The sequence below is a fragment of the Nocardia flavorosea genome (assembly GCF_015477805.1).
GTDB classification, from domain to species: domain Bacteria; phylum Actinomycetota; class Actinomycetes; order Mycobacteriales; family Mycobacteriaceae; genus Nocardia; species Nocardia flavorosea_A.
Window position 1 is genome coordinate 1,330,449 of the sequence record NZ_JADLQL010000002.1, and the last position, 26,937, is coordinate 1,357,385.

Below are 26,937 nucleotides of genomic sequence, written 5' to 3' on the forward strand. Positions count from 1 at the left end.
GAGTTACCCGCACCGCTCTCGGGCGTCGGCGGGTGACGTGCATGGATCGCCGGGCTTTATCTATCGTGCGGCGTGGTCCGGGGGCTGTGGACCTTGTTGTCGGGGTGGATGATCGGTGACGGACACCGGCGGGCGTTTCGGGTCGCTGAGTTGTGCCTATGCGCAGCCTGGTCGGATGACTGTGGATTCTGTTCCGAGGTGGGCCGTCCGCGAAGGGGCGGGCTGTATTTCGGAGGTGAACCATTCGGAGGAGCGGTAACCGGGGCGGGGATCTCATGGCTTTCCGGCGGGTGGCTCGTCCGGTGCGGCGGTAGGTGGTTTGGGTGTTTTTGCCTTATTCTGTGGACGTAACGAAACCCGTGCTCACGCAATGCTGATTGCCGGACTGTCCTGCTCCTGATCGGCCCGCCTGTCGCACGATCCGCGGCCGAGCCGATCACTCCGCGAGAGGTGGTTGGAAAATGGCCGAAGGGCATCTGTCCCCGCAGTCCAGTGAAGATGTTCCGATGAGTACCCCATTGCAGCGGGCCGCGGGCCGGTTGCAGTCGGCGCTGCCGGAGGGGTGGCAGGTGGAGGTGGTCGACGAGGGCGACGGGGCGCCGGACGGTGGGCAGATTCTGCGCGCGTTGCTGGTTACCGATTAGTTTGCTCGCCAGGGGGTTTCCCGGATAGTTCGGGACGGCTTGTCATGGGGGTATTTCACGTATCGGGGGATTGCCGCTGGTGCGACTGTGGCGGGTTCGTGGTGTGCGGCAGGCGGACTCATCCGGTTTCCGGCGCAGATCGAATCCCTGTTCGCGAGCGCCGTTAGCCGGCCTGCGATTGTCGTCCGGCGAATTCGTTCCTCCCGGTTCGTCTTTCATCGAACGCACTATTGCGATTTGTTGCTGGATCGCGCATGATGTTAGCCAGGTATCAGCTCGCTCCATTCATCGAACCGAAGACCCACAATCGGGAGTGCGTTCATGGCGGTGCAAGTGATCGGCCGGGCGTTGATGACCAGCGACCAGACCGACCATCAAGCGAAAAGCGTTGGCAGCGGCGGCTGGGTCGTCTCCTTCCTACCGGGACGAACCCTGACCACCGAACAGGCCATGGCCGCCATGCAGGCGGCGGAAGCGGTGGCGGTGGTCGGGGGGTTGGCCGATCTGGTCGGGCTCACAACCCTCGAAACCGTCGGGCTGGCCATTCAGGAATCACCGTGGACCCGGGCCGAGCCCGTGGTACGCAGCGGTTGGCGCGAACGGATCGGCCGGGGGCGCCCGCAGCTCGCGCTCTAGTCACGCCGCGGTGGCCGGCCGGGTTTCTCGGCCACCACCACAAGGTTGCTCACGAGTAGCTCCCGGAGTCCGGGTATCCGCACCAGCCACCAGGCCCAGCGCGGGTGGTAGCGCGGGAACACCGCGTGTACGGTCGCGGCCGTGCGTTCGGCCCAGCGCACGCCGTCGCGCGCGGGCACCGCGAACAACGACACCCCGAAACGGTTCTTCGGTTCCCGTCCGTTCTTCCGGTGATATCGGCGCGCGGCGTACTCGCCGCCGAGATAATGCCAAGGCCCGGTTTCGTGACCGCCGAACGGTCCCAGCCATACGGTGTAGGACAGCACGATGAGCCCGCCGGGCTTGGTCACCCGCACCATTTCGTCGGCCATCCGCCACGGGTCCGGGACATGTTCGGCCACATTCGAGGAGAAACAGATATCGACGGCATCGTCGCGGAACGGTAGCGCCATCCCGGAGCCGCGGACCGCCGCCGGAACCGTGATGCCCGCGGCATGCATTTCGGAAGGGTCGGGCTCGACCGGGATGTACCGGGCGCCGGCCCGGGCGAATTCGTCGGCAAAATACCCGGGACCGCCGCCGACATCCAGGACAGTGGTTCCGGCCAGCTCGCGACCGGTGAGATCGGCGTGGAAATCACCGAGCAGGTGCACGCTGTCGGTGGCGATACCGCCGTAGAAGCGAGCGGGTTCGGTCTGCTCGAATCGGAAACTGCGCAGCAGTCGTACCGAGCGACGCAGCGTGGCCCGCCGGGCGAACCGGAACCGTTTCCGTGGCCGCCGGGGGGCGGCCGGCTCCGCCGCCCGGGAGCCGGGAGCACCGGTACCGGCGGGAGTGGGGTCCGCCACCGCGGGCGGTATCCGGACCATGGACGATTCCTCGGCGTCGAGCACGATGCCGAGTTTCCCATATTGTGACCGGCCACAGAATCCCCGGCGGCGCACAACCGGGCCCCGGTTGCGGTTCCTTTCCGCCGAGTCCGCAACGGTGTCCCGATCTTGGCAAAAGCATGAGACATGCAGGTGGGGCGAGGTGCCGAAGAGCGCTGCGCGTTAGGGTGTAGCGCGATGCCCGGTCCCCCCGCGGGACCACTGCGACCGTCCCGTCCGCGGGACCCGAGCCGACCGGAGAAGCCCCGACGTGCGCGAAGTACTCCTACTCTGCTGGCGTGATACCGGGCACCCCCAGGGCGGCGGCAGCGAACGGTACTTGGAGCAGGTCGGGACGCAACTGGCTGCCCGCGGCATCCGGGTGACACTGCGAACGGCCCGCTATCCCGGCGCGGCCGAACGTGAGCGGCGCGACGGTATCGATATCAGCCGCGGCGGTGGCCGGTTCACCGTATACCCCCGGGCGCTGGCCGCTATCCTCTTCGGCCGGCTCGGGCTGGGCCCGCTGAAAGGTGTGCGGCCGGATGCGGTGGTCGATACACAGAACGGCATCCCGTTCTTCGCCCGCCTGGTTTCGGGTGCGCCGTCGGTGGTGCTGGTACATCACGGGCACCGGGAGCAGTGGCCGGTGGCCGGCAAACTGGTGGGGCGTATCGGCTGGTGGATCGAATCGTCGCTGTCGCCGCGCATCCACCGCCACGACCAGTACCTGACGGTTTCGCTGCCCTCCGCCGAGGAATTGGCGACACTGGGTGTGGACCCTTCCCGGATCGCGGTCGTTCGCAACGGTGCCGAAGCCGTCCCCGCCGGAGCCCCTACCGGAAACGCGGCGGTGCGCACGCCCGAACCGCGGGTGGTGGTGCTTTCGCGACTGGTACCGCACAAACAGATCGAGGACGCGCTCACCGCGGTCGCCCGGCTGCGCGGCCGGATCCCTGCCGTACACCTCGATGTGATCGGTGGCGGTTGGTGGGCGGACAAGCTGAAGGATCAGGCCGCCGCACTCGGTATCGCCGACGCGGTGACCTTCCACGGACATGTCGGCGAACGCCGTAAACACGAACTGCTGTCCCGGGCCTGGGTGCATGTACTGCCGTCCCGTAAGGAAGGCTGGGGACTGGCGGTGATCGAAGCCGCCCAGCACGGGGTACCCACCGTCGGTTACCGCTCGTCGCGGGGGCTCACCGATTCGGTGATCGACGGTGTGACCGGGTTGCTGGCCGACGATGCCGACCAGCTGGCGACCATTGTCGGCGAACTGCTCGACGATGCCGCCGCCCGCACCATCATGGGTGAGAAAGCCCGGGCGCGGGCCCGGGAATTCTCCTGGGAACATACGGCCACGGGCGTGCACGAGGTATTGGCGGCCGCCGCCGCCGGCCGCCGGGTGAGCGGGCTGATTTCGCCCGGCGACGAGCATGCGGCGCGGATCGGGATCACCGAGGTAGGAGCCTGAGATCGTCGCCGGCGCAGAACCGCGCCTCAGCTGCCTGAATCGCCGTCGCGGTCGGCACATTGCGCCCATGGCGGCGGCCGAGAGGTGTCGACCGGACCCGGTGAACCCCGCGCGCTACGGCCGGGTGCGCGGGACGGTCGCGCGAGCAGCCGTCGGCTTCCACATTCAGCGCTGGAACGCATCGTGCCCGGTTACCGGGGCAACGGCCGTGGGCGCCCCGACGGGTACGGCCGGTGGGCGCTCGCGGACGAGAAGATCACCGGCAAGGTCGGCGCCGCCGAGATCGTCCAGTAGCTGGTCGACCGGAAGACCATCCGAGTCGCCCGCACGCTGTGTACCGCCAGGTTCGGTTGCCGATACGGCAGCTGGAATCACGCGCTCCGAGACCGGTTGGGGGTTTCGGCCGGACGCCGGGTCGCGCCTCGGCCGGAGAGGAACCGGAGCGGGATCGTGAGTAGCGGTGTCGCCAGGAGCAGCGCCCACAGGATATGTGCGCCGATCACCGGCCCCCGGTGTTCCGGGGCGGGGCGCGGCATGACGTCCGGCACCCGGTAGAGGCGTAGTTCTTCGCTGTCGAACACCGGCTCCAGCTGGGCGAGGGTGGTGGCGGACCGGCCCAGCGGGCCCGGGGTATCGCGTTCGACGAGAACCCAGCCGACCCCCAGCCGTGCGAGTTCGGTCGCATCGCCCCCGGCGAGCAATAGGTCCTCCACGGTCCGGGCGCGTACACCCTCCCCGGTCACGGTTTCGCCGTGAACAGGCAGCGCACCGGTTTGCAGGACGTCGCGCGGCAGCATTCGCGGCGCCGGATCGAGCGCCGGTGCCGGACCGGAGTACGGGAAGCGCCGGAACATTCCACCCGGTAGGACCGCGATATCACCGGGGCCGTCGATACGGTCGGCCACCTCACCCCAGGCGTCCGGGTACTGAACGGCCTGCACCTGCCCGCCCACGCCCCAGGCCAGGTCGGGCAGCGGCAGGATAAGCATCCCCGCGAAGAGCACGGCCAGCGCGACCGATGCGCGCATCGGTCCGCGAGGAGCGGAGATCCGGGAACCCGTAGCCGGTGTGTTCCGGTCCGTTCCAGCGGCCGGTACGCCGGATTCGGCAGCAGGGCCGCCCGGAGGAACCTGCGCGGTCTCGGCCGGGGGGCCGATGACGCCGACTGGGGCCGAACCTTTCGTATCGCCGGGGCGGGAAGTGGCCGTATCGTCAGGACAGGAATCGGCTGGGCGGCCGGCGGTGGGGTCGGTGGTGCCGCCGGAGTCGGAGGCAGGTGCTTCGCCGGAGTCGGGGCGGGGGGCCGCCGCGAGCGCTTCGGTGGAGGTGGACGCCGGTGTGCTGGGCGGGGCGGGTGGAGCAGTGTCCTGGCCGTCCGAACCGGGCGCCAGGGGGGAATCGCCGGGACGTACGGGCGTGTCACAGGCGGATACGGGAGATCGCCGACCGGTCGCGATCGCGCAGGCTGCTGCGGCACACAGGCCGTATCCGGGGACGGCGAGAGCCACGAACTTCTGTGTATCGCGGAACAGTCCCGCGCCGGGTACCTGTCCGACAAGCCATTCCATGACAGCCAGTCCAGCCGGAGTCGCGGCGAGCGCCGGCAGTACGACCGCCACCGCGGCGAGGACGAGCAGCAAGCGGCGGGCGCGGACGCGTTCGGGGTCGCCGTCCGCGGCCGCCACTCTGCGCACCCCAAATGCGACCACGGCCAGCAAAAGGACGGTCGCGACCGCGGCCAGTGGCGTGGTGCGCGAACCGGGGACGGCATCCGCGTTCCAGATCCCACCCAGTCCGGCGAGACTGCCCACAGTGCCCAGCCACGGCTCGGCCCGGGCTGCGAAGGCGGGTACACCCGCCGGGTCGGAGGGTTCGGCCGCGACCCCCGAAACGGTCGTTGCCAGCAACCATGGCACCGAGGCCGCCGCCACGAGCAGGAGTACGCCGGCCGATCGTCGCCATCCGGCGATCGTCACAGCAATGATTGCGCCCAAGAGCGCACCGGTCGGGGTGAGTCCCGCGGCCGCGAGGAGCCCGCCCAGCAATGCCCAGTTCCGGAAACGGTCCCAGCGGGCCGATGTTCCGGTTCGGCTCCCGGCCGGCGAATGCGCGGCCCCGCCTCGGGTCCGGCGGGCAGCCACGGCGATCCAGGGCAGGGCCGCATAGCCGGTGAGCAGACTCCAGTGTCCCTGCAGCAGACGTTCGGCGATGTAGGGATTCCAGACCGTGAGTGTGGTGGCGACCAGTTGCGCGGCGAGCGGCGCGCGAAGCAGGTCGCGGGCCAGGACGGCGGCACCGTAGCCCGCGGCCCAGAGCGCGGTCACCAGGATTGCCTTGACCACCACGCCGCCGTCGACGATTACCGAGAGCGTGGCGAGCAGGGCGTCCTGGGGTACTGCCCGGGGAGCGGCATCGCCCAGGCCGAGCGCGGTATCGGTGAGGTAGGAGCGCGGGGTGCTCACGGCATCGCGGAGCAGGAGAAAGCCGGATCGCAGCAGCGGCGCGGTGATCAGGAGGGCGAGCAGCAGGCTGTATCCGGCCGGGAGCCACGGTGTCCATCGGCCCGCTCGTTGTGCACCCACGGCCAGTCACCCTACGTTCGCGGGTGCGGGCGGGGCGGACCGGTCCACGCGCCGCCCCGAGTGGGAGACTTGCCCGCGTGCAGTTCGTTCGCCGTCTTCCCGCCGTGGCGGACATGACCCTGGTCACCGCGGGGGCGATGACTGCGAATATCGCGAGTTATCTGCTCCAGTTGCTGGCCGGGCGCTGGCTGGGTGTGGCCGGGTACAGCGAATTCGCGAGCCTGCTGGCCGTCCAGTTGCTGTGCGCGGTACCGGCGCTGGCCTTGCAGAACGTAGTGGCCCGCGAACTCGTGCACGGATCCGGTATCGCCGCGTTGCGAGCACTTCGCCGGCGGTGTGCGGTTCTGGTGGCGGCTGCGGTGGTGGTGCTGGTACCGGTGGTGAGTGCGCTGCTGGACGTCGGCGTCGTGGCGGCGGCGGCCGCGCTCGGGTCGGCGCCCGCCCTGGTCGTCCTGGCGGGCGAGCAGGGTGTGTTGCAGGGGCAGAAACGGTTCCGGGGGCTCGCGATGGTGCTGGGGGTGACCGGTATTGCGAAGGTCGTGCCGGCGCTGGTGGTGCTGGCCCTGGGGGGCGGCGCGTCGGCGGCATTGTGGGCGGCGGCCGGCGGTGTGGCCGCGGCGGCGGTGTACGGGCGGGTCGTCGCGGGGTCGGAGCGTGCGAGTACGGCCGGAAGTCATGGCGAAGCATCCGGGGTGGAACTGCCCGGCGGTCCCGTGATGCCGGGGGGCCCGGCGTCATCGGGGGAGCCGGGTGGTTCCGGGGTGAACGGCGCCGGTGGCGAGGTACCGGCCGGCGGCGCGGCACCCGAAGCGGTCCGGGGCCGCGTCGGTGCGAAAGCCGGAATGGCGGATGTGGCCGCGGTACTGCGGGCGGCGCAGGTGCAGGCGGCGTTGATGGCGCTGTCGTCGGCGGATCTGATCGTGGTCCGGATGGTGCTGGAGGAGCCCGATGCCGGCCGATACGCACTGGGCACCATTGCCACCAAGATCGCGTTCTGGTTACCGCAGGCAGTCGGCGTGGTGTTGTATCCGCGGATGGCCCAGCCCGCATCCTCCAGTTCGGCGATACGTTCCGCGCTCGCCGTGCTCGCCGGTATCGGGGTGGTCGCGGTGTTCGGCGCGGCGGTGGCCGCTCCGCTGGCGCCGTTGCTGGCCGGACGCGACTACGCCCCGATCCAGGGATTGCTCTGGCTGTTCGCGCTGCACGGCGCGATCCTGGCTGTTCTGCAGGGTGCGCTGCTGTCCGCGATCGCGGTGAACCGGACCGCGTTGGCCGCGCTGGCCTGGGTGGGGCTGACGCTCGAGGTCGTGTTGATGCTGGTGGTGGCGAATTCCGTCACCGGTCTCATCGTCACCGCCGCGCTCGTCGCCGGCGCGACCACCGCGCTGGTGGCGTCGCTGGTCATTCGGGCGGCGGTGCGGCGTCCGGCCGTGGCCGCCGCATGATGGGCGGCAGCGCCGCCAGGCCCACCGCGATCACCGCGACCAGTGCGGGCACCTGGACCCACAGCGAATCACCCATGTAGCCGCCGGGCATCCGCCAGGGCCCGGTCGACAGCGCGGCGGCCGATACCGCGGTGCCGATTCCGGCTACCGCCGCCAAGGCCCGCCGCGGTAGCCGCGGCGCGAACCGCAGCACTGCCAGCCCCGCCACCGTGAGCACGGTGGCGGTGGGTCCGGCGATCACCGTGGTCGCGGCCGTCAGGGCCAGACCGCCCACTGTCCACGGTGTGCGCCATACCGGCACCGGTACCGCCGGATCGCCACGGGGCCCGCGCGCAACGGCAAGGCCCAGCAGCGGAATCAGCAGGAGCAGTCCACCGAAGATCGCCACCCGATACCACGTATCGATCGGGAACGACACCGTCACCGGCCCGGTGGCGCCGGCGGGTAGTAGCCAGCCCTGTTGCCAGCCGTCCACCACGATGGGTTCGAGTTCCCGGCCGTCTGCGGTATGGGCGCGCCAGCCGATATTCGTGCTGAGCGGCAGGGTGAGCAGCTGCGTTCCGCCATCGGCGACCGGCGCTGCGGGCTGGGTGCCGGCCAGTCGTAGCCGGTCGACGAAGAACAGTTCGGTCGGTGCCACCAGCACATCCACTTCGCCCGCCGGAAGGGAAACCGGCTGGGGCGCGCCGGGTTCGGCCCCCGGAACCGGATCGGCACAGACCTGTGCGGGCACCGGTGCACCGGAACGGAGTTCACCGGCGGTGGCGGTAATGCTGGTGTGCACCAGGCGGCCACCGGCCGCAATGGTCGGACCCAAATCGCAGCCGACGGTGACGATCCGGTCGTCCGGTGCGGGTGGCGGATACTGCGGGCCCAGTACGTTCACCTCGGCCAGGCCGGCCGGCTGGGCCTGGTGGTAGCCCAGGGCAGTCCGGTCCAGAACCGATTCCCAGCTGCGGATGCTCAGTTCGATCCGATCGGTCACCGTGGGGTGCAAGTCGATCCGGGAAATCTCGTCCGGGTCTTCGAGTTCGCGGATCTGCGGCCCGTTGCCGAGGTTCACCGCCACGGAGGTCGGGGCGGCGGGCAGACCGCCGAGCGACGGAGTGAGTTCCAGCCCGGTCACCAGTGCGGGTTCGGGGAGTTCGATGGTCAACGTCGGTTTGGGGCCCCGGGTATCGCGGGCGGTTTCCTCGGGAGCCGTCCAGCTGGTGCGCGGATCGCCGTCGGTGGCGGCGAAGGCCGAACCGCGTAGATCGCCGACATCGGAGGCGCCGCGCGCCACCGGTCGCGCCGGATCCGTCAGCAGCGCTTCGAGTGCGGGACCCTGCCTCGGCCGGACCGTGAGCTGGGGATCGACCGTCACCGGGGCGGGTACCGAGAGCGTCCGGCTGAACGCGCCCATCTCTTCCGGGGCCAGCGCCAGGCCCTTCCCGCAGCGGACGCGGTCCGGGGCATCGAAACAGGCGCTGCGGCCGGGGAATTCCTGCCCGAGATCCCAGCCGGTCACCGTGGCGCCCGCCGGCGGGTCCGGAAGAACTGTGCGGTGGCGGATTTCGACCGAGACGGGGAATTCCGGTACGGAGTAGTCCTCGACGGCGAGTTCGCTGATCCCGAACTGGCCACCGGTGCTACCGCGTTCGGTCTGTCGCGCCGTGATCTTCACCCAGTCGGTCGCTCCCACCGGCAGCGCCACCGAAACCGGTTCGCCCGGTTTGCCGATCCGGGCGGAGACACTGCCGTTGTTGGTGCGCACCTCCACCCATTTCACCGGGTCGCCGATGGCGGCGGGGGTGGTGGTGAAACGCAGTAACCCGGACTCGAACGGCCGGTCCATATCGAGTCGCAACCATTGGCCGAGAGCGTATTCCGCCGCGTTGCTGATCCAGGCGGTCGTGGGGTCGCCGTCCACGATCGCCGCGGTCGAATTCCCCGGCGCGGCACCACCGATCTGGGTGGCATCGGCCGCCGAACTGGATGCGGTGACGGTGGCGCCGGTCCACTCGCCGTGGACCGGTTCGGCCCCCGGGACCGCGTAGTCCGGTACGAGGTTGTGCGTACGGCGGGCGTCGTCGGATGCGCGCAGTGCGGAGCTGTGATTGTCGACCTTGCCGAAGTCGGTTTCCCGAGCCATCGGAGTATCGGTCACCGTGATCGAACCCACCGGCAGGCCCGCGGCGGCGGCGTCGGCGGCGAGCAGGGTCGGTTCGTGGGAGGTCGCGGGATCGCGGTGGAGGCGTTCGAGCACTTCCGGCCCGCCCTGCACCACCGGCACCGAGGCGAGCGGCACGGTGTAGGCCCCCGGGAATCCGGCGGGCGCGCCGGTGCCGCTGCGCACCTCGGCGGGCGTTCCGGGCGCCGGGGTTTCGACGCGGTAGATCTCGACCGCCGGATACGCCGGCCGCAGATCGGCGTCGACCACGAACTCATCGTTACCGGACTCGTGCTCGACCGGCTTTCCGAACTCCGCGACCTTGCGCAGCCCAGGCGACCCCTCCACCGCGCTGTGCGCCAGCAGCGGCCGGGTCGAGCGGGAGGTGTCCGGATCGAGATCGTTGCGCAGTACCAGTACCCCGATGCCTTGTCCGCGCAGCGCCGGCGCCAGTCCGGCGGACGGCCGGCCGTCGGCGATGAGCCGCTGCACCGAATCCATGGCGCGGATGGTGCCCGGCGGATTCAACGGGACCGCGTCCCGCACCGCCCACGGTGTCTCGGCCAGCGCCTGCAAGGGTTCGTCCCTGGTCAGACCCCAGACCTGGCTGCCGAAGGGCGCACCCGGCACCACCAGCGCCCGGGTGTCGGCGGCATTGTCGCGTAACCAGTCGGCGGTCTGCTGCCAGTAGGCGGGTACCGCGTCGTAGGCGCCGCGCGGTGCGAGTTTGCCGGTCCAGGCCAACGAGGTGGACAGGGCGAGCGCGGCCAGGATCAGCATTGCCACCGCGACCCGGCGGTCCCGGTGCGGGTTGGCGAAGGCCGTCCGCCACTGCCCGGTGCGCACCGAGCCGGGCAGCGGTACCCGGGCCAGCAGCTGCGCGAGGCCCAGGACCAGCGGCAGCCGGATCAGCGGTTCCAGTTTGTGTACATTGCGCAGCGGCGCGCCGCCGGAATCCAGGAAGATCCGCACGGATTCGGCGAACGGCCCGCCCAGCTGGCCCACATAGCCCGCACAGATACCGGTGAGTCCCACACACAGGATGAACACCAGCCGGCCGCGCCCGGGCATCGAGCGCAGCGCCAGCCCCGCCATTCCGGCGGCGGCGAGCAGACCGGTGGCCAGCACCGCGGCGGGCTGGGTGACCAGTACCGCGCCCGCGATCCGTTCCGGCGAGACGAACGGGGTCCAGCTGTCGGTTCCGCGCAACACTTCGCCCAGCGACGCCCACTGGGTTGTCACCCCCGACGATTCGATGTAGTCGAGGAACGGCGGGCTCACCCGGCCGAGCAGCAGCAGCGGCACCGCCCACCAGGCGACCGCCAGCACCAGCAACGGCACCCAGGCCAGCGTGAATCGCCACCACGCACGGTTGGGCCGGTAACTGGCCCACCACAGCAGGGCGGGCAGGAAGGCCGCCACCGTCGCGACGGCGTTCACCGCCCCCATCAACGCCAAAGCCAGTGCACTCCCGGCCGGGGACCGGGACCCGCCCCGCCGGCGCCGCCGGTAGGCCGTACCGAGGGCCGCGGGCGCGAGAAGCACCCACGGCGCCAGCATCATGGGCAGGGTTTCGGAGGAGATGGATCCGAGGGTGGTGAGCACGCGCGGGGACAGCGCGTACGCGAGGGCGGCGATGATCTGCGCTCCGCGCGTGCCGATACCCAGCGTTTCACAGAGTTTGACAACGCCCCAGAACCCGGCGAGCAACAGCAGCGCCCACCAGATCCGCTGGGTCACCCACGCGGGAATCGAGAGGAGATCACCCAGCGCGAAGAACGCGCCGTGCGGGAAGAAATAGCCGTAGGCCTGGTTCTGGACCTGCCCCATCGGGGCCTGGCTGCTCCACAGATGCGCGGCCCGGCCCAGGAAGCCGAGCGGGTTTTCGGCGAGGTCGTATTTGGTGTCGGCGACGGTGAGCCCGGGGGCTTGCAGAAAGGTGAGCAGGAAGGCGATAACAGCCGATCCGGCGAACCAGCGCGGCCCGAACCGGTCGGGTGCCGGGGAGGTATCGGTTTCCGCGCACGTCGAGGCGGCGGGTTCGGACTGCTCGGGCACCGTGGGTCAGGCGTTCGGCGTCCCCGCCGCACTGAGCGGGCGGGGACGTGGCGAGGTCGGGAGGGGTCTCAGCGTTTGCCGTATTCGACGCTGTTGAGCAGCGAACTGTCCGCGTTACCGCTGCGGTCCACTTCGGGGCGGGTGTTCTGCTGCAGCGCGGCGGTGATGGCGAAGACCGCGATCGCGCCCAGCAGGGCACCGCCCACCGCACTCGCAATACCGGGGACAGCAAACTTCATCGCAGCACTCCAAACTAGACGCAGGCAGTATCCGGCCAACCTAGCAGGATCGTGCCGGTCCGGAAACGTACAGTCCGGCGTTTCACCCTACTGGGTGCACCGGCCCGGCGGCGACGACCGCCCCCCTGTTCACCGGGTACGAGTCCGTTCCTTCCGGCCAACCGGACCATCGGGCCCGGTCGTGGATTTCGCCGCAAATCCGGTTGCGTGTTCGTGAACTGCTATTGCGCTTCCAGCGCGCCGAGCAATGTCCGCAGCTTGCTCGTCGTCTCGTCGAGTTCGGCCTGCGGATCCGAAGCCGCGACGATCCCGCCGCCCGCCCAGGCCCGCAAGGAGAGCCCGCCGGCCGCGAGATGGGCGCTGCGGATGGCGACCACCCACGTCCCGTCGCCGCGCGAATCGCACCAGCCCACCGCACCGCCGTAGAAGCCGCGATCCTCCTCGTGCGTGGTGATGTATTCGAGTGCCTGGGCGGTGGGAGTGCCGCAGACCGCCGGCGTCGGATGCAGGAGCAGCGCGAGCTCCAGAGCATTGGGCGCAGGGTCGCGCAACACACCGTGGATCGGGGTACCCAGATGCCAGACGTCGCGGGTGCTGACCAGTTGTGCGCGCGGGGGCACGGTGAGCCGGGCACAGACCGGGTTCAACCGTTCGGTGATCCAGTCGACGACGAACGCGTGCTCGGCCCAGTTCTTCGTACTCGCCGCCAGCCGCTGGGCCGCGGCGTTGTCCGCTTCGGGATCGGGCAGCCGCGGCAGTGTTCCGGCCAGCGGGTACGCCACCACCGTTGTTCCGGTGCGCTGGACCAGCGTTTCCGGGCTCGCACCCAGCAGGGTCGCGCCGGCGTCTCCGGCCGTAGTGAGGTCGACGGTGAAAACATTCGCGCGTGGATGCCTGGTGAGCAGGTGGGCGGCGACGGTCGATGGATCGAGGGCGGCGTCTGCCGTCGCGGGCACCGACCGCGCGGCGACTACCTTCCGCAGGGGCTGCCCGGGGTCGCCGAGTACTCCGATCAGCCGCGCGACCCGCTCGCGGTGCTCGTCCGGGGAGGGTTGTCCGCGCGACACCCGTATGCGGGGTAGTCCGGGAAGCCCGGCCGGTCGCCATGGGCCGGCGGTATGGGAGAAGTCCGCGGGCTCGACCAGTGCGGCCGGGCGGCGCGGATCGAACGGGAGCGCTCCGGTGATCGCCGCGGTACCGGCGTGCAGCGCGTCGACGGCCTGCCATGGATCGCGGAACGCGGTGCGTACGCCGTGTGCGCGGATCACGCTGTCGGGTCGTGCCAGCAGGAACCCGGTCATCGTCCGACCGTAGCCTCATCGAGCAGGCCGAGCCCGTGACCACACCGGACCCGGTTGCTCTCGTGCGCAGGTGGCGGGCGGACCGGCAGTCGCCGTGAACCGTCAGGTTCCGCTGCGCGGGCTGTGTCCGTTGCCCAGTGTGCGGTCCTGCGGCACCGGTGGTACCAGGAAGACCGGGCGGTGACAGTGTTTGAGCACCGCATCGGCCACGCTGCTGTGTACCAGGGCGCGTAGCCCGGTGGCGCCGCGGGTGCCGGCGACGATGATGTCGACATCGAGTTCGTCGGCGACCTCGACGATCGCGTGCCAGATACTGCCGGTGGATTCCTGTGTGCGGGTTTCGGCGTTCAATCCCGCCAACCCCGCGAGATGCAGGCCCTCGGCGTTGATCTCACGGGCCGTCGTATAGGCGATATCTTCCATATCTTCGTCGGGAACCCATTCCGGTTGCACCATGCCGGAGATTCCCGAGATCCGGGCCGCTTGCCGCACCATCGGCTCCCAGGCGGTGAGCACCACCGCCCGGTTCGCGGTGAGGAAACGCCCGGCGTATTCGATCGCGCGTTTGGCGTGTTCGGACCCGTCGTAGGCGATGAGCATCAGATCGCAGGGCATGGCGACCTCCGAGGCGGAGCCGGCGAGCAGATGATTCCAGATTACCTCTGTCCCGAAACCGGGCCGAGCTTCCACGCGCGCGGTGCGCGGGATACCGTGCAACGATGCGGAAATTGCCGTTCGTCGTGCTCGCGGTGCTCGCGATGATCGTTACCGCCTGTTCCGGCGGAGACGGCGGCAGCACCGCAACATCCACGCCCGGGGCGCGCTCCCCGGAGGCCGGGACGAGTGCCGCACCCGCGCCCGGGGCCACTACGGCCCCGGACGATTGCGCCGCCGAGTACCTCGGGCAGTTCACCACCCGGGAGAAGCTGGCGCAGCTGCTCACAGTCGGGGTCACCGGGGCCGAGGACGCGCTGTCGGTGGTGCGCGACCATCAGGTCGGCGGCATCTTCATCGGTAGCTGGACCGATCTGTCGGTCCTGACCAGCGGTGAGCTCGAGCAGGTCCGGGCCGCGGCGAAGGTCCCGCTGATGGTCACCACCGACGAGGAGGGCGGCCGGGTGTCGCGGCTGGGCAGCCTCATCGGCACCGCGCCGTCGGCTCGCGAGACCGCGCAGACGATGACCGCCGAACAGTTCTACAACGCCACTCTCGACCGCGCCCGCGCCATGCGCGACCTGGGCATCACCGTCGATTTCGCCCCCGATATCGATGTGAGTTCGCAGCCCGACGATTCGGTGATCGGCGACCGCTCCTTCTCCGACGATCCCGCGGTGGTCACCGAGTACGCCGATGCCTATATCCGGGCCATGCACGAAATGGGTCTGGGGACGGTGCTCAAACATTTCCCGGGCCACGGCGCCGGTACCGGCGATTCGCATCTCGGTGCGGTCCAGGTGGCGCCGCTGGAGCAGTTGGCCACCCGTGATCTGGTGCCGTTCCGGGAGTTGATCGATACCGGTTCGGCGGTGATGGTCGGGCATCTGGAAGTTCCCGGGCTGACCGCCCCCGGTGTGCCCGCCAGTATCAGCCCGGAGGTCATGAGCCTGCTGCGGGAGGGGTCCGGGTACGGCGCTGCTCCGTTCGACGGCGTGATCTTCACCGACGACCTCAGCGGTATGGCAGCCATCACCGACCGTATGTCGATCGCGGAGGCGGTCGAGGCCGCTTTGGTGGCCGGTGCCGACAACGCCTTGTGGATCAGCACCGATGCGGTGGGGCAGGTGCTGGACCGCCTGGAGGAGGCGGTCGCCGCCGGGCGCCTGCCCATGGACCGGGTCGACGCCTCGGTGCTGCGGATGGCCGATTACAAGCAGGTGCCGCGGGATTGCTGATTCGTGGCGCCGGCGCGCGGCGGTAGCAGTCCTGCGTCGCGGTCGGTGGCCGTACGCGTCGGCGCGGCCGGTGCCCGAGTACAGTGCTCTGACCTCGCCCGGAGTTTTCCGGATCGTCCCGTTCCGTGTGGCGGCGCACGTATGCCACGGGGGTGGTTTCCGGGTCCGGTCAACTTACTTTGGAGTAATATAAAGGGCTCGATGCGGTAGGAGACGTGATGGCGGGCGGTACGAAAAGGCTTCCGAGAGCGGTGCGCGAGCAGCAGATGCTCGACGCCGCGGTCGAAGTCTTCTCGCGCAAAGGCTTCCACGAAACCTCTATGGACGCCATCGCCGCCGAGGCCGCGATCTCCAAGCCGATGCTCTATCTCTACTACGGGTCCAAGGACGAATTGTTCCGGGCCTGTATCCAGCGCGAGGGTATGCGATTCCTGGAGTCGGTCGCTCCGGCCGGTAACCCGCTGCTCAGCCCGCACGAGCAATTGCGTACCGCGCTCGAGGGCTTTCTCGGGTTCGTCGATACCCACCGCAACTCCTGGCAGGTCCTCTACCGGCAGGCGCTCGGCCAGCAGGCCTTCGCCTCGGAAATCGAGAACGCCCGCCAGCGGGTTATCGAACTCACCGCCAAACTGCTGGAGTCCAGCGCCAAGCACGCCGAACCCGGCACGAATTTCGATATCGTCGCGGTTGCCGTGATCGGCGCGGGGGAGGCGATCGCCGATACGGTCGCCGGCGGGCGAATCGATGTGGCCGAGGCGGTGGACCTGCTGGACGCGCTGGCATGGCGCGGCCTGTCCGGCCGTAAACCCGATTCCGCCGCCGAATCGGGCGAATGATTGTCCGGTGGTAGCGGGTCAGTCCCGTGGCGGGCGCGGCCGGTCGAAGCGGCGGGCCCACTGCCGGCACGGTTCTTCCACGAGGGCGTGACTCGCCGCGGCGATCGGTAGCGTGAACGCCACCGTGAGCACCAGAACCTTGGTGAAGTCGCCGTGGAACGGCAGGATCCCGAAAACCGGGAAGATCACCGACAGTACGGCCAGGTGCCAGATGAAGATGCCGTAGGACCAGCGCCCGACCATCGCCGCGGGGGCGGAGGTGAGCCACCGGTGGGGTTTATCCGCCCGGCCGAGCACCAGCGGCGCGAGCAGCGCGAAACCGATCACCGCGCCCAGCCCCATCTTGGCCGCGTACTGCCACGGCTGCGCCCGGGTCAATCCGGCGACCCCGCCGAGATCGGTCGCCGAAACCGCGAAGGTCACGCAGGCGATCGTCCACATCAGCCGCTGATTGCCGAGGATCCGCCGCCACCGGGCCCGTCGCTGGTCGCAGACGAGTTCGGCCAGCAGCATGCCGCCCGCGAACCACGGGATATAGGCGGGAAGCCAGTTGTCGGCGTGGATCGCGTCCGGCGTCGGCACGGGGATGAAATTCCAGCTCAGGAACACCAGGCCCAGTGCCAGCACGGCCGGTACCCGCGCGGCCGCCGCCCGTCCGCGCAGGCCGTGCAACAGCCAGGCCAGCAGCGGTAACACCAGATAGAAGGCCACCTCCACCGACAGGCTCCACATCTGGGTGAGTCCATCGGTCAGCGTGAGCGGGATGAAGACCTGCAGGAGCAGCAGGTTGGAGAACCACACCTGCAGACCGGCGGTCCCGGCGGCCGCAGGAACCAGGATCAGCACCGCGCACACCACAACCCAGTAGGCGGGCATGATGCGGGCGATCCGGTGCCGCAGGTAGTAGCCGAGGGTGGGAGCGTCGCCCAGGCCGCGGGCCGCCAGTGCGTGCGGGCGCCACAGCAGGAAGCCCGACAGTGCGAAGAACACCGCGACCGCCATATCGAAACGTTCCAGCAGCCGGCCGAGAACGGGGATCGCGGTGGCACCGGTCTGGAACGCCACATGTGTGAGGAGAACCCCGAGCGCCGCCAGTCCGCGCATACCTTCCAGTGCGGGGAGGAAGGAGCGTTGCCGGGCGGCCGCCGGTGGCTCCGTGCTCGTACCCGTCCCGGAAGCCCCCATGACAGCGGCGGGGTGGCCGGCACCGACGGCCGGTCCGGCGGGGCCGATATCGGGCTGAGCTCCGGGTTCGGTGGTCGAGGTGGTGGTCATCGGCTCCCAGTCTGCCCGTACGCCTGCGTCGCGGGGAAGACGGCATTTCACAATGCGCGCTAGACTCCTGCCGATTTGGGTCCGATTCCGGCCTCGCCAATGCCCACGAAACGCCGTGGCTGTTAGTGTCAGGGCTCACGAGTGCCGCGGCGCCCCGCTGTACCCGCGGAACGACCTGTGTTCTACGACGAGGAGACATTGCATGGCACTGAGTGCCGGAACCAGAAGGACGGTTGCCTGCGTGCTCGTGGGTCTCGGCGCGTTGCTGATCGTTGCCGCGCTGATGATCCCTACCTACACCGTCGGCAAAATGGCCAAGACTCCCCTCGATCTCGAGATCACCACCGTCGCCGTGAGCCAGACGGACGAGGAGAGTCTGGTACTGGACTCGACCTCGCTCACCGAAGAGGGGCGCAGCGCCGAGGTCAACGAGAACGTTCCGCTCGTCTCCCAGCGTTTCCTCACCATCGAGGAACCCTCCGATGCCGATCAGATGACGATCCAGGCCGGTAACACCCTGCGCCGGATCGACAAGCGCGGCGATACCGGTGTGCTGTCGGCCTACGTCGACCGCGTCACCATCGACCGCGAGACCGGCGAACCGGTATCCACCGACCCCAACGGGTCGATCGCGATGACAACCAACAGCAAGGGCGAAAGCATCGCCGAACCGGTCCACCGCACCGGCCTGCAGTACCGGTTCCCGATCGGCACCGAGAAGAAGACCTACCCGTACTTCGACGTCTACGCCGAGACCAGCACCGATATGGAGTTCGTGGAGGAGACCGAGATCAACGGCACCACGGTCTACCACTTCCGGCAGAACGTCCCGGTGACCGACCTGTCCAAGGTCTCCAACCTTCCCACCAACAAGCTGAGCCTGCCGGCCGCGAAGTGGGGCGTCGAGGGCGGCGAAGAACCGATCACCATGTCGCGGTTCTACAGCAACGTCCGCGATGTGTGGGTCGAGCCGCAGACCGGCACCATCATCAAGGGCGGCGAGCAGCTGAACATCTTCTACGGGCGCTCCGCCGACAAGCCCGAGGTGACCGCGCTCAAATCGCATCTGGTCTTCGATACCGACACCGTCGAAGCCCAGCTCGCGATCGCCAAGGACAATATCGACAAGCTCTCGCTGTTCGGCCGGATCCTGCCGATCGTCCTCGGTATCGTCGGCATCATCGCGTTGATCGCGGGCATCGTGCTCGGCGTCCTGGGCGGCGGCTCCGGCCGGCCGGCCCGTGCCGGTGGACCCTCCGGTAGTCGTCCCGGCGGCCCGGCCCCGGCCGGCGCGGACGCGCCGACCACCACCCTGCCGCGCACCAGCGGTGCGGACGCGCCGACGGAGACCATCAAGATGCCGAAGGATCTCTGAGGCTCGGGTCACATACCGAACTGAACGAAAAGGCTCCCCGGACTTGGGTCCGGGGAGCCTTTTCGTATCCGTATGCCCGCCCTGGAGTCGAACGGGATCTGTTCGCCGGCTCAGCGCAGGGTGGCGGTGAGGTGTGGATATCCCTTCTTCGGGTGCCGCATGGCCAGATCCCAGCCCGCGGCGGTCTGATCGGCGTAGATGTTCACCGTCGAAGGCAGTAGCACCGGTTTACCGAACTTCACCGCGTAGGTGGTCCGGCCCGGAATCCGTCCCTCGAGCGTCGACAGGATCGCCGCCGCCGACCACATACCGTGGGCGATGGCCCGCGGAAAACCGAACGCTTTGGCACCCAATGCCGAGGTGTGGATCGGGTTCTGATCGCCGGAGGCGTTCGCATAGCGGGTGATCGTCGGCTGGTCGACCTTCAGGGTGCGCAGCGGGGGCGGCGGTACCTCTTCCGGTTTCGGCTCGGGTTTCGGGCCGCCCGACAGCGAGGTCTTCTGCTGATGCAGGAAGGTGGTCACCTGCCGCCACACCAGTTCCCGTCCGACCCGGATCTCACTGATCGCGTCCACCAGCAGACCCTTCGGATGTTCGCGCAGGTTCTCGATATGCGCGGTGATGTCCAGCGGTTCGCCGACCGAGATATCGCGGGTGCGTTCGATCAGGTTCTCCGCATGTACGGCACCCACCGCGACGAACGGGAAATCTCGCTGTACCACGAGTTTCATCACCATCGGGAAGGTGATGACGAACGGGTAGGTCAGCGGCAGGGTGTCGCCGAACCGTAGTCCGGTGGCCCGGCAGTAGGCGGCCAGATGCGCCGGATCCACGCGCAGTCCCTCGAGCCGGACCTCGCGGTCCGGGATCGCCGGTTTGCGGCCGGGCACGAACGGCAGCGGTACCGCGCCCAAGGCCGCCTTCACGTAGAGGCTGCCGTTCTTCGGGGGCGCGTCGAGGGTGATGGTTTCGGTCATCACGCGCCGATCATGCTCTGGCCGCAGACCCGGACGATATTGCCGTTCACCGCGTTCGAGGCCGGGCTGGCGAAGAAGGCGACGGTTTCGGCGACATCCACGGTCTGTCCGCCCTGGTTGAGGGAGGCCATCAGCCGGCCGCCCTCACGGGTCGCCAGCGGGATGGCGGCGGTCATGGCGGTTTCGATGAATCCGGGTGCCACGGCGTTGATGGTGATGTTCTTCTCGGCCAGGGCGGGTGCCTCGGCGTTCACCATGCCGATCACCCCGGCCTTGGAGGCGCCGTAGTTGGTCTGCCCGCGGTTACCGGCGATACCCGCGATGGAGGATACGTCGATCACCCGGCCGCCCGCCTTCAACGCGCCCGCGGAAACCAGGCCCTCGGTGATCCGGTGCGGGGCGGCGAGGTTCACGTTCAGCACCGCGTTCCAGCGGCCCTCGTCCATGTTCGCGAGCAGTTTGTCCCGGGTGATACCGGCGTTGTGGACGATGATGTCGATACCGCCGAAACGTTCGGTGGCGAATTGCGCGAGCCGCTCGGCGGCGTCGGGGGCGGTGACATCGAGCGCCAGTGCGGTACCGCCGACCTTGTTCGCCGTCTCCGTCAGCGCCTCGCCCGCTGCGGGGATATCGGCGACGATCACGGTCGCGCCGTCCCGGGCGAAAACCTCGGCGATGGTGGCGCCGATACCGCGCGCCGCGCCGGTGACCACGGCGACCTTCCCGTCCAATGGGCGGTTCCAATCGGCAGGTGCGGTCGCGTCGTCCTTACCGACCCGGATCACCTGCGCATCCACGAACGCGGATTTGGCCGAGAGCACGAACCGCAGCGTCGAGGCCAGTCCGGTGGCCGCCGGGGAGGCTTCGGGGTGCAGATACACCAGTTGCGAGGTGGCGCCGCGCAGCAGTTCCTTGCCGACCGAACGGGTGAAACCCTCCAGGGCCCGCTGGGCGATCTGACCCTCGACGGAACCGGCGAGTTCCGGGGTGGTGCCGATGACCAGTACCCGGCCCGACGGCGCGATGCTGCGCATGGCCGGCTGGAAGAACTGGTAGAGCTGGGAGAGATCCTCGATGCTGCCGATACCGGTGGCGTCGAAGACCAGTGCGCCGTACTTGGTACCGCTGGTCAGCGAATCGGCGAAGGTGTAGTCGCCGGCCAGCAGCGCACGCAGCGGTTCGGCCACGCGGCCCTTGCCGCCCAGCAGCACCGGCCCCGGCAGGGCCGGCTCGCCGGCGACATAGCGCCGTAGCTTCTCCGGCTTCGGCAGGCCCAGCTTGTTCGCGAGGAACCCGCCCGGCGCGGAGTTGACGAACGATCCGTAGAGGTTGGGTGCGCCCTTGCTCTTGGCTGCCACTGTTTCCCACCTTTTCTGTTGCTCGAGTGGTGTCGGTACCGGCCGTTCACCGATACCGCCGCACCGGCGCCCGCTGCCGCCCGGACTGCGCTCACCCGCGTGGAGCAGGGGTCGGCAGGTTAGCTGGCGCACAGTCGCCGGAGGCGGTGTCGACATTGAACTTACTCCAGAGTAAGTTTATCGTAAACCGATCGCGGGCGGGCGTCGGCCGCCGCGGCCGGGTACCGCGGATCCGGGGCCGGAAACACCCGACCATCTCGCCAACTCGACAACCTGGGAGACCCGAGTGACCACCACACCTCGTTCGACCCGTCCGGTCGCCATCGTCGGCGGCAATCGCATCCCGTTCGCCCGCTCCGACAAGGCCTACGCGCACGCCTCCAACCAGGACATGTTCACCGCCACCCTCGACGGCCTGGTGAGCCGTTTCGGCCTGCAGGGCGAACGCCTGGGCATGGTCGCCGGCGGCGCCGTCCTCAAGCGGGTCGGCGAACACGGCATGATCCGCGAAAGCGTGCTCGGCAGCACCCTCAGCCCGTACACCCCCGCCCACGATCTGCAACTGGCCTGCGGTACCGGCCTGCAAGCCGTGGTCACCGTCGGTGACGCCATCGCGGCCGGCCGGATCGACGCCGGGATCGGCGGCGGTACCGACACCACCTCCGACGCCCCGATCGGCGTCAGCGAGCGGATGCGCGAATGGATGCTCGGTATCAACCGCGCCCGCACCAACGCCGAACGCCTCAAACTGGTCGGGCAGCTGCGGCCGGGCATGGTCGGTATCGAAATCCCGCGCAACGCAGAACCGCGCACGGGGATGTCCATGGGCGAGCACGCGGCCGTCACCGCCAAGGAATTCGGTATCGCCCGGGAAGCGCAGGACGAACTCGCCTACCTGTCGCACAAGAACATGGCCGCCGCCTACGACCGCGGTTTCTTCGACGATCTGGTGACCCCCTTCCTGGGGCTCACCCGCGACGACAATCTGCGCCCCAACTCCTCGGTCGAGAAACTCGCCACCCTGAAGCCCGTGTTCGGGGTGAAACTCGGCGACGCCACCATGACGGCCGGCAACTCCACACCGCTCACCGACGGCGCCTCGGCAGTTCTGCTGTCCAGCGACGAATGGGCCGCCGAACGCAGCCTGCCGGTCCTGGCGCATCTGGTGGACAGCGAAGTCGCCGCCGTCGACTACATCCACGGCCCCGACGGCCTGCTGATGGCCCCCACCTACGCAGTGCCCCGCATGCTCGCCCGCAACGGCCTCACCCTGCAGGATTTCGACTTCTACGAGATCCACGAGGCTTTCGCCTCGGTGGTGCTGGCCACCCTGCAGGCGTGGGAATCGGACCAGTACTGCAAGGAGCGGCTGGGTCTGGACGGCGCTCTGGGCCCGATCGACCGGACCAAGCTGAACGTCAACGGCTCTTCGCTGGCGGCCGGGCACCCCTTCGCGGCCACCGGCGGGCGGATTGTCGCCCAAACGGCCAAGATGCTGGCGGAGAAGGGGTCGGGGCGTGCGCTGATCTCCATCTGCGCCGCCGGCGGGCAGGGTGTGGTCGCGATCCTGGAGCGGTGAGCGGGATATGACCGCATCCGGCCGCGGGGGTCGGATGCGGTCGACCTGGCGGCACCCGCCCGGTTCTGGAGCGACCGGCGGAGCGAACAACCGGGTTGATAGGACCCCCGAGGTGCGGAGCCCCAAAATCACAGTCTCGGCCCTGTCATGGACGGTCTACCCGAACAACGTTCACCGACCTGGACAAGCGGTGGGCTGCCGGCGGGAACGGGTGGGCGTCGGTGCCGGCGGGAGCAGGGAGCTCGCCGGCGTAAGCGGCGCCTATTCGGTGTCCGGCAGCTCGTGGTGCCCGCCGAAGGCTTCGCGCATTGCCGAGAGGGTTTTGTCGGCGTAGCCGGATTCGCCGCGGGAGGCGAAGCGCTGGAACAGTGCCGCGGACAGCACCGGGGCGGGTACGCCGATATCGACGGCGGCGTCCAGGGTCCAGCGGCCCTCGCCGGAATCCGATACTCGACCGCCGAAGGAGTCCAGGTTCGGGTCGGCGTGCAGTTGCGCGGCGGTCAGATCCAGTAACCACGACGCCACCACCGAGCCGCGCCGCCACACCTCGGTGACCTGGGCGATATCGATGTCGTAGCGGTAGTACTCGGGGTTCTCCAGGGGTGTTTCCTCGGCGGAGAACTCGCCGGCCGCGCGTTTGCCGTAGTCGGCCTTGTGCAGAATGTTCAAGCCCTCGGCGTAGGCGGCCATCACGCCGTACTCGATACCGTTGTGCACCATTTTCACGAAGTGCCCCGCCCCGGCCGGACCGCAGTGCAGGTATCCGTGCTCGGCCGGGGTCGGTTCGCCGTCCCGGCCGGGTGTGCGGGGCGCGGCCGTCACACCGGGCGCGATGGCCCGCAGTAGCGGTTCCACGTGCCGGAACGGTTCCGGTTCGCCGCCGATCATCAGGCAGAAACCGCGTTCGCGGCCGAAGACCCCTCCGGAGGTGCCGATATCGAGATAGTGGATGCCGAGCGGATCCAGCTTCGCGGCGCGGGCGATATCGTCGTGGTAGCGGCTGTTGCCGCCGTCGATCACGATATCGCCGGGATCGAGCAGTCCGGCCAGCTGATCGATCACCGCGCCGGTCGCGCCGGCCGGGATCATCACCCAGACCACGCGTGGGGTGTCCAGCATCGCGAGGAATTCCCGCAGATCGGTACTGCCGCGGAAACCGTCGCCGAGTTCGGCGCCGAGACCGGCGATCACCTCGGCATGGCGTTCGCAGCCCACCGCGGTGTGACCTGCCGCGACGATCCGGCGCACGATATTTGCGCCCATCCGGCCGAGCCCGATCATGCCCAACTGCATCTCACGTCCTCTTTCCCTGGGTTGGAGGTCCGGATCGCACGTCGTATCCGATTCTGCCCGCTGCCGTCGCGAACTTCTGTGTGCTCGGGTGTAACGACCTGTCGGCGGGACCGATATACCGGTTGGCTCCGTGTATTCGCCTGACCCCCGACCCGGCGACTGCACGGGGCCACTTTGCTGTCCGGACCAGAACCGCGCAGTGCCGCCAGGCTGCTGTGCGGTGTCGTTCGGCTACTGTGCGGTGTCTCAATTGAGCCGCTGCCCGGGCCGCCCGATGGCGCAGCTGTGATCGATCAGGCACTGAAGATTACAGTTCGGACAACTATCGTTGGCGAAGGCTCGCACCCGCGAGTCCCCGGACATATCGATTGGGGAGGACGGTTCGTGAGCGGCGAATCGCATACCGACCGCGGCGACAGACACGACCCCGGCCGACCACAGCCGACCGGCGGCGGCCCGTCCCAGCCGTCGCATACCGGTCGTGACCAGCAGGTGAAGCCGCCCGCACAACCGAATCCGGCGGAAGCCGTCGCGCCCGGCTGGCGCGGCGGCAGTTCGTGGTTGAACCCCGCGGCGGCTGCGCCCGGCGCGGATGGTCCCGCTGCCTCCCCAGATTCTGTATCCGCGGGTTCGCCGGCCCAAACCTCCGGCCCCGCCCCCACTGTCTCCCTCCCGGCTGCCGCACCGCTCGCGGCGGGGCACGGGCCGCGGCAGGCGGGCAGCGGCGCCGATCCGACCGGACCGGATTTCGCCACCCAGCAGTTGCCGCGCAACGCTGCCGAACCGCCGCCGGCCGCCTATGCCGCCGCCGGCCCCGATTCCGACGCCCCCACGGAGGTTTTCGATTCCGCGGCGCTCACCCAGCGCCTGGCCGGTGAGGAGGCCGCCTGGTCGGCCTATTCCGATGACACCGCCGCGACCGATGCCCTCGCCCAGAGCGGTTCCGTTCCGCCGGCGCCCCCCGAGCCCCCGCAGGGCGGTTCCGGCGGCGACGGCGGAGACGACGACGGGAACGGTCGCTCGTTGTCCGGTGCCCGCGCCCGGTTACGCGATTCCGCGACCGCTCGGCGCGTGCTGCTGGCCGCCGCCGTGGTATTCGGTATCGCCCTGGTGGGTTATATCGCCGACTTGGTGATGACCTCCGGCACCGTCCCGCGTGGTGTGGAGGTCGCGGGTGTCGCGATCGGCGGAATGGACAAGGACGAGGCGCGCGCGAAGCTGCAGCCCACGCTCGATGCCCGCGCGGGCGAAGTGGTGCCGGTGAAGATCGCCGATGTGCAGACCCAGCTGGTACCGAGCGCCGCCGGCTTGGGCGTGGACTGGGATGCCACCTGGGACCGGGTGGGCGGACAACCGCTCAACCCCGCCGCCCGGTTGCTGTCCTTCGTCGCCACCCGCAAGGTGACGGTGGCCAGCACGGTCGACGAGGCGGCGTTCGGACGGACCCTCGATGAACTGCGCGTCCACGATCAGCCACCGGTGGAGGGCGGTATCGCCTTCGAGGGCACCCGGCCGGTCGCGGTGAACCCGGTACCGGGCCGGATACTGGACACGGCCGCGGCGCGGACGGTGCTCACCGATCAGTGGACCACCGCGAGCACTCTGGACCTGCCGGTCATCCCCGCGCCGCCTGCGGTCCGGCGCGACGCCATCGAAAAGGCGCTGCACGAAATCGCCGAGCCCGCGGTGAGCGCGCCGGTGGTGTATTCGGGTAAGGGCGACGCAACCGCGACCCTGACCCCGGAGCAGATCGCCGCTATCGTGAGTTTCGTTCCCGACGGCCACGGTGGTCTGCGTGTCGAGTTCGATCACAAGGTCGCGACGGATCTGCTCGCGCCGCAGCTCGCCGCGACCGAGGTCGAACCGAAGGACGCCACCTTCACCTTCGCCGGTGCGCCCACCGTGGTCCCCGCCGTTGTCGGTGACAAGATCAACTGGCCGAAATCGCTGGAGCAGTTGCCGGCCCTGCTGGCCGCCACCGGCCCGCAGCGCACCACCGCGGCGATCTACGAGCGGATCGAACCCAAGCTCACCACCCAGGCGGCGGAGTCGCTGGGGATCACCGAGGTGATGGGTGAGTTCACCACGAGCGGTTTCTCCGGTCCGTCCGGCGTGAACATCCGCACCGTCGCGCAAGAGGTGAACGGTGCGGTCGTGAAACCCGGTGACACGTTCTCGTTGAACGGGCATACCGGCACCCGCGGTGCTGCTGAGGGCTACGTGGAATCCGGCATCATCGACCACGGCCGTCCCAGTACGGCGGTCGGTGGCGGGATCAGCCAGTTCGCCACCACGCTGTACAACGCCGCGTACTTCGCCGGCCTCGAGGACGCCGGCCATACCGAGCACAGCTACTACATCTCCCGCTACCCGGCCGCCCGTGAGGCCACCGTTTTCGACGGCGCCATCGACCTGCAGTTCCGCAACAACACCCCGCACGGCGTGTACATCCAGGCTTTCGCGGACAGCTCCGAGGTGACGGTGCGGATCTGGGGCACCAAAACCGTGAACGTCGAATCCATCACCGGCGAGAAATCCAAGCCGACCGAGCCGGAAACCATCACCCTGCCCGCAGGCGACGATTGCATCGCCTCGACGGGAGCGCCCGGTTTCACGATCTCCAACACCCGGGTGATCACCGATATCAACACCGGCCAGGAGATCTCCCGGCATACGCGCACCGTCAAGTACGACCCGGTTCCCGAAGTGAAATGCGTTTCGCCGGACGACGAGAAATCCGATGAGGACCAGTCCGAGGACACCTCCGACCCGACGGCCGTGCCCAGCAGTGGCAACGAGGGCAGCCGGCCCACCGAACAAGCGGGTGACCGCTGACGCCCCGGCTGGAGGCCGGCCGGTAGCAGCCGCGTCGAACGCCGTCGGCCGACCCGCTTCGGCAGCTCGGGGCGGCGGCGGTCTCCGCGCGGCGTACTACCGGCCAGGCGCTGA

18 protein-coding genes and 1 pseudogene are annotated in these 26,937 nt (G+C 69.2%); 9 read left to right on the forward strand and 10 right to left on the reverse strand.

All coding sequences use genetic code 11. The features are described from left to right. Window positions 1-506 precede the first annotated feature (506 nt). Both IU448_RS14895 and IU448_RS14900 read left to right on the forward strand, forming a co-directional pair. On the forward strand, window positions 507-644 hold the full coding sequence (locus IU448_RS14895; protein ID WP_195056084.1) for a hypothetical protein: 138 nt from the start codon (window positions 507-509) through the stop codon (window positions 642-644). A gap of 321 nt (window positions 645-965) precedes the next feature. Then, window positions 966-1,280 carry a hypothetical protein gene (locus IU448_RS14900; protein WP_195056085.1) on the forward strand — a complete coding sequence of 105 codons (315 nt, stop codon included), beginning with the start codon at window positions 966-968 and terminating at the stop codon, window positions 1,278-1,280. Here IU448_RS14900 and IU448_RS14905 read toward each other — a convergent pair. Continuing rightward, on the reverse strand, window positions 1,277-2,173 hold the full coding sequence (locus tag IU448_RS14905) for a class I SAM-dependent methyltransferase (protein ID WP_280456920.1): 897 nt from the start codon (window positions 2,171-2,173) through the stop codon (window positions 1,277-1,279). The genes IU448_RS14900 and IU448_RS14905 overlap by 4 nt on opposite strands. 247 nt (window positions 2,174-2,420) lie before the next feature. Between IU448_RS14905 and IU448_RS14910 the strand changes: the two genes are divergently transcribed. After that, window positions 2,421-3,626, forward strand: a complete 1,206-nt coding sequence (locus tag IU448_RS14910; RefSeq protein WP_195056086.1) for a glycosyltransferase family 4 protein — start codon at window positions 2,421-2,423, stop codon at window positions 3,624-3,626. Window positions 3,627-5,089: 1,463 nt separating this feature from the next. Here the strand turns inward: IU448_RS14910 and IU448_RS29725 are convergent. After that, window positions 5,090-6,214, reverse strand: a pseudogene (locus IU448_RS29725) (hypothetical protein); the annotation flags it as partial. Between the two features lie 71 nt (window positions 6,215-6,285). On the opposite strand from IU448_RS29725, the gene IU448_RS14920 reads away from it, so the two are divergent. Further along, window positions 6,286-7,653, forward strand: coding sequence for a polysaccharide biosynthesis protein (locus tag IU448_RS14920; RefSeq protein WP_416383000.1), 1,368 nt, complete (start codon window positions 6,286-6,288; stop codon window positions 7,651-7,653). On the opposite strand, the gene IU448_RS14925 is transcribed toward IU448_RS14920, so the two are convergent. From IU448_RS14925 to IU448_RS14940, 4 genes are all read right to left on the reverse strand, one after another. Further along, window positions 7,610-11,863: an alpha-(1->3)-arabinofuranosyltransferase gene (locus IU448_RS14925; RefSeq protein ID WP_195056088.1), complete on the reverse strand. Its 4,254-nt coding sequence runs from the start codon at window positions 11,861-11,863 to the stop codon at window positions 7,610-7,612. The genes IU448_RS14920 and IU448_RS14925 overlap by 44 nt on opposite strands. Window positions 11,864-11,931: 68 nt before the next feature. Then, window positions 11,932-12,102, reverse strand: a complete 171-nt coding sequence (locus IU448_RS14930) for a DUF2613 domain-containing protein (protein WP_195056089.1) — start codon at window positions 12,100-12,102, stop codon at window positions 11,932-11,934. A 221-nt stretch (window positions 12,103-12,323) separates the two neighbouring features. Then, complete coding sequence (locus IU448_RS14935; RefSeq protein WP_195056090.1) at window positions 12,324-13,403, reverse strand: isochorismate synthase; 1,080 nt, start codon at window positions 13,401-13,403, stop codon at window positions 12,324-12,326. 102 nt (window positions 13,404-13,505) lie between these two features. Continuing rightward, on the reverse strand, window positions 13,506-14,018 hold the full coding sequence (locus IU448_RS14940; RefSeq protein WP_195056091.1) for a universal stress protein: 513 nt from the start codon (window positions 14,016-14,018) through the stop codon (window positions 13,506-13,508). A gap of 104 nt (window positions 14,019-14,122) precedes the next feature. Between IU448_RS14940 and IU448_RS14945 the strand changes: the two genes are divergently transcribed. Both IU448_RS14945 and IU448_RS14950 read left to right on the forward strand, forming a co-directional pair. Beyond that, entirely contained in the window at window positions 14,123-15,295 is a 1,173-nt protein-coding gene (locus IU448_RS14945; protein WP_195056092.1) for a glycoside hydrolase family 3 N-terminal domain-containing protein, read from the forward strand. A gap of 218 nt (window positions 15,296-15,513) precedes the next feature. Next, window positions 15,514-16,131: a TetR/AcrR family transcriptional regulator gene (locus IU448_RS14950; protein ID WP_195056093.1), complete on the forward strand. Its 618-nt coding sequence runs from the start codon at window positions 15,514-15,516 to the stop codon at window positions 16,129-16,131. A gap of 18 nt (window positions 16,132-16,149) precedes the next feature. Here IU448_RS14950 and IU448_RS14955 read toward each other — a convergent pair whose 3' ends face one another. Beyond that, window positions 16,150-17,316, reverse strand: a complete 1,167-nt coding sequence (locus IU448_RS14955) for an acyltransferase family protein (protein WP_195056342.1) — start codon at window positions 17,314-17,316, stop codon at window positions 16,150-16,152. 292 nt (window positions 17,317-17,608) lie between these two features. On the opposite strand from IU448_RS14955, the gene IU448_RS14960 reads away from it, so the two are divergent. Beyond that, the gene (locus IU448_RS14960) at window positions 17,609-18,781 is read left to right on the forward strand and encodes a DUF3068 domain-containing protein (RefSeq protein ID WP_195056094.1); all 1,173 of its coding nucleotides are present in this window, start codon (window positions 17,609-17,611) and stop codon (window positions 18,779-18,781) included. 110 nt (window positions 18,782-18,891) lie between these two features. Here the strand turns inward: IU448_RS14960 and IU448_RS14965 are convergent, their stop codons facing one another. Then, complete coding sequence (locus tag IU448_RS14965) at window positions 18,892-19,758, reverse strand: MaoC family dehydratase (protein WP_195056343.1); 867 nt, start codon at window positions 19,756-19,758, stop codon at window positions 18,892-18,894. Then, a complete protein-coding gene (locus IU448_RS14970) occupies window positions 19,758-21,116 on the reverse strand; it encodes a 3-oxoacyl-ACP reductase (RefSeq protein ID WP_324188601.1) in 1,359 nt (452 codons plus the stop codon). Before IU448_RS14970 ends, IU448_RS14965 begins: the two co-directional genes overlap by 1 nt. A gap of 286 nt (window positions 21,117-21,402) precedes the next feature. On the opposite strand from IU448_RS14970, the gene IU448_RS14975 reads away from it, so the two are divergent. Then, window positions 21,403-22,695: an acetyl-CoA C-acetyltransferase gene (locus IU448_RS14975; protein ID WP_195056096.1), complete on the forward strand. Its 1,293-nt coding sequence runs from the start codon at window positions 21,403-21,405 to the stop codon at window positions 22,693-22,695. A gap of 261 nt (window positions 22,696-22,956) precedes the next feature. On the opposite strand, the gene gnd is transcribed toward IU448_RS14975, so the two are convergent. Continuing rightward, complete coding sequence (gene gnd, locus IU448_RS14980) at window positions 22,957-23,988, reverse strand: phosphogluconate dehydrogenase (NAD(+)-dependent, decarboxylating) (RefSeq protein WP_195056097.1); 1,032 nt, start codon at window positions 23,986-23,988, stop codon at window positions 22,957-22,959. A 384-nt stretch (window positions 23,989-24,372) separates the two neighbouring features. Here gnd and IU448_RS14985 point away from each other — a divergent pair, with 384 nt between their 5' ends. After that, window positions 24,373-26,823, forward strand: coding sequence for a VanW family protein (locus IU448_RS14985; protein ID WP_324188602.1), 2,451 nt, complete (start codon window positions 24,373-24,375; stop codon window positions 26,821-26,823). Window positions 26,824-26,937 lie beyond the last annotated feature (114 nt).

Excerpts from the sequence above, each read along its gene's own strand:
- IU448_RS14895 (WP_195056084.1), top strand. The coding sequence starts at position 507 with ATGAGTACCCCATTGCAGCGGGCCGCGGGCCGGTTGCAGTCGGCGCTG.
- IU448_RS14900 (WP_195056085.1), top strand. The coding sequence starts at position 966 with ATGGCGGTGCAAGTGATCGGCCGGGCGTTGATGACCAGCGACCAGACC.
- IU448_RS14930 (WP_195056089.1), bottom strand. The coding sequence starts at position 12,102 with ATGAAGTTTGCTGTCCCCGGTATTGCGAGTGCGGTGGGCGGTGCCCTG.
- IU448_RS14935 (WP_195056090.1), bottom strand. The coding sequence starts at position 13,403 with ATGACCGGGTTCCTGCTGGCACGACCCGACAGCGTGATCCGCGCACAC.
- IU448_RS14940 (WP_195056091.1), bottom strand. The coding sequence starts at position 14,018 with ATGCCCTGCGATCTGATGCTCATCGCCTACGACGGGTCCGAACACGCC.
- IU448_RS14945 (WP_195056092.1), top strand. The coding sequence starts at position 14,123 with ATGCGGAAATTGCCGTTCGTCGTGCTCGCGGTGCTCGCGATGATCGTT.
- IU448_RS14950 (WP_195056093.1), top strand. The coding sequence starts at position 15,514 with ATGGCGGGCGGTACGAAAAGGCTTCCGAGAGCGGTGCGCGAGCAGCAG.
- IU448_RS14955 (WP_195056342.1), bottom strand. The coding sequence starts at position 17,316 with ATGGGGGCTTCCGGGACGGGTACGAGCACGGAGCCACCGGCGGCCGCC.
- IU448_RS14960 (WP_195056094.1), top strand. The coding sequence starts at position 17,609 with ATGGCACTGAGTGCCGGAACCAGAAGGACGGTTGCCTGCGTGCTCGTG.
- IU448_RS14965 (WP_195056343.1), bottom strand. The coding sequence starts at position 19,758 with ATGACCGAAACCATCACCCTCGACGCGCCCCCGAAGAACGGCAGCCTC.
- gnd (WP_195056097.1), bottom strand. The coding sequence starts at position 23,988 with ATGCAGTTGGGCATGATCGGGCTCGGCCGGATGGGCGCAAATATCGTG.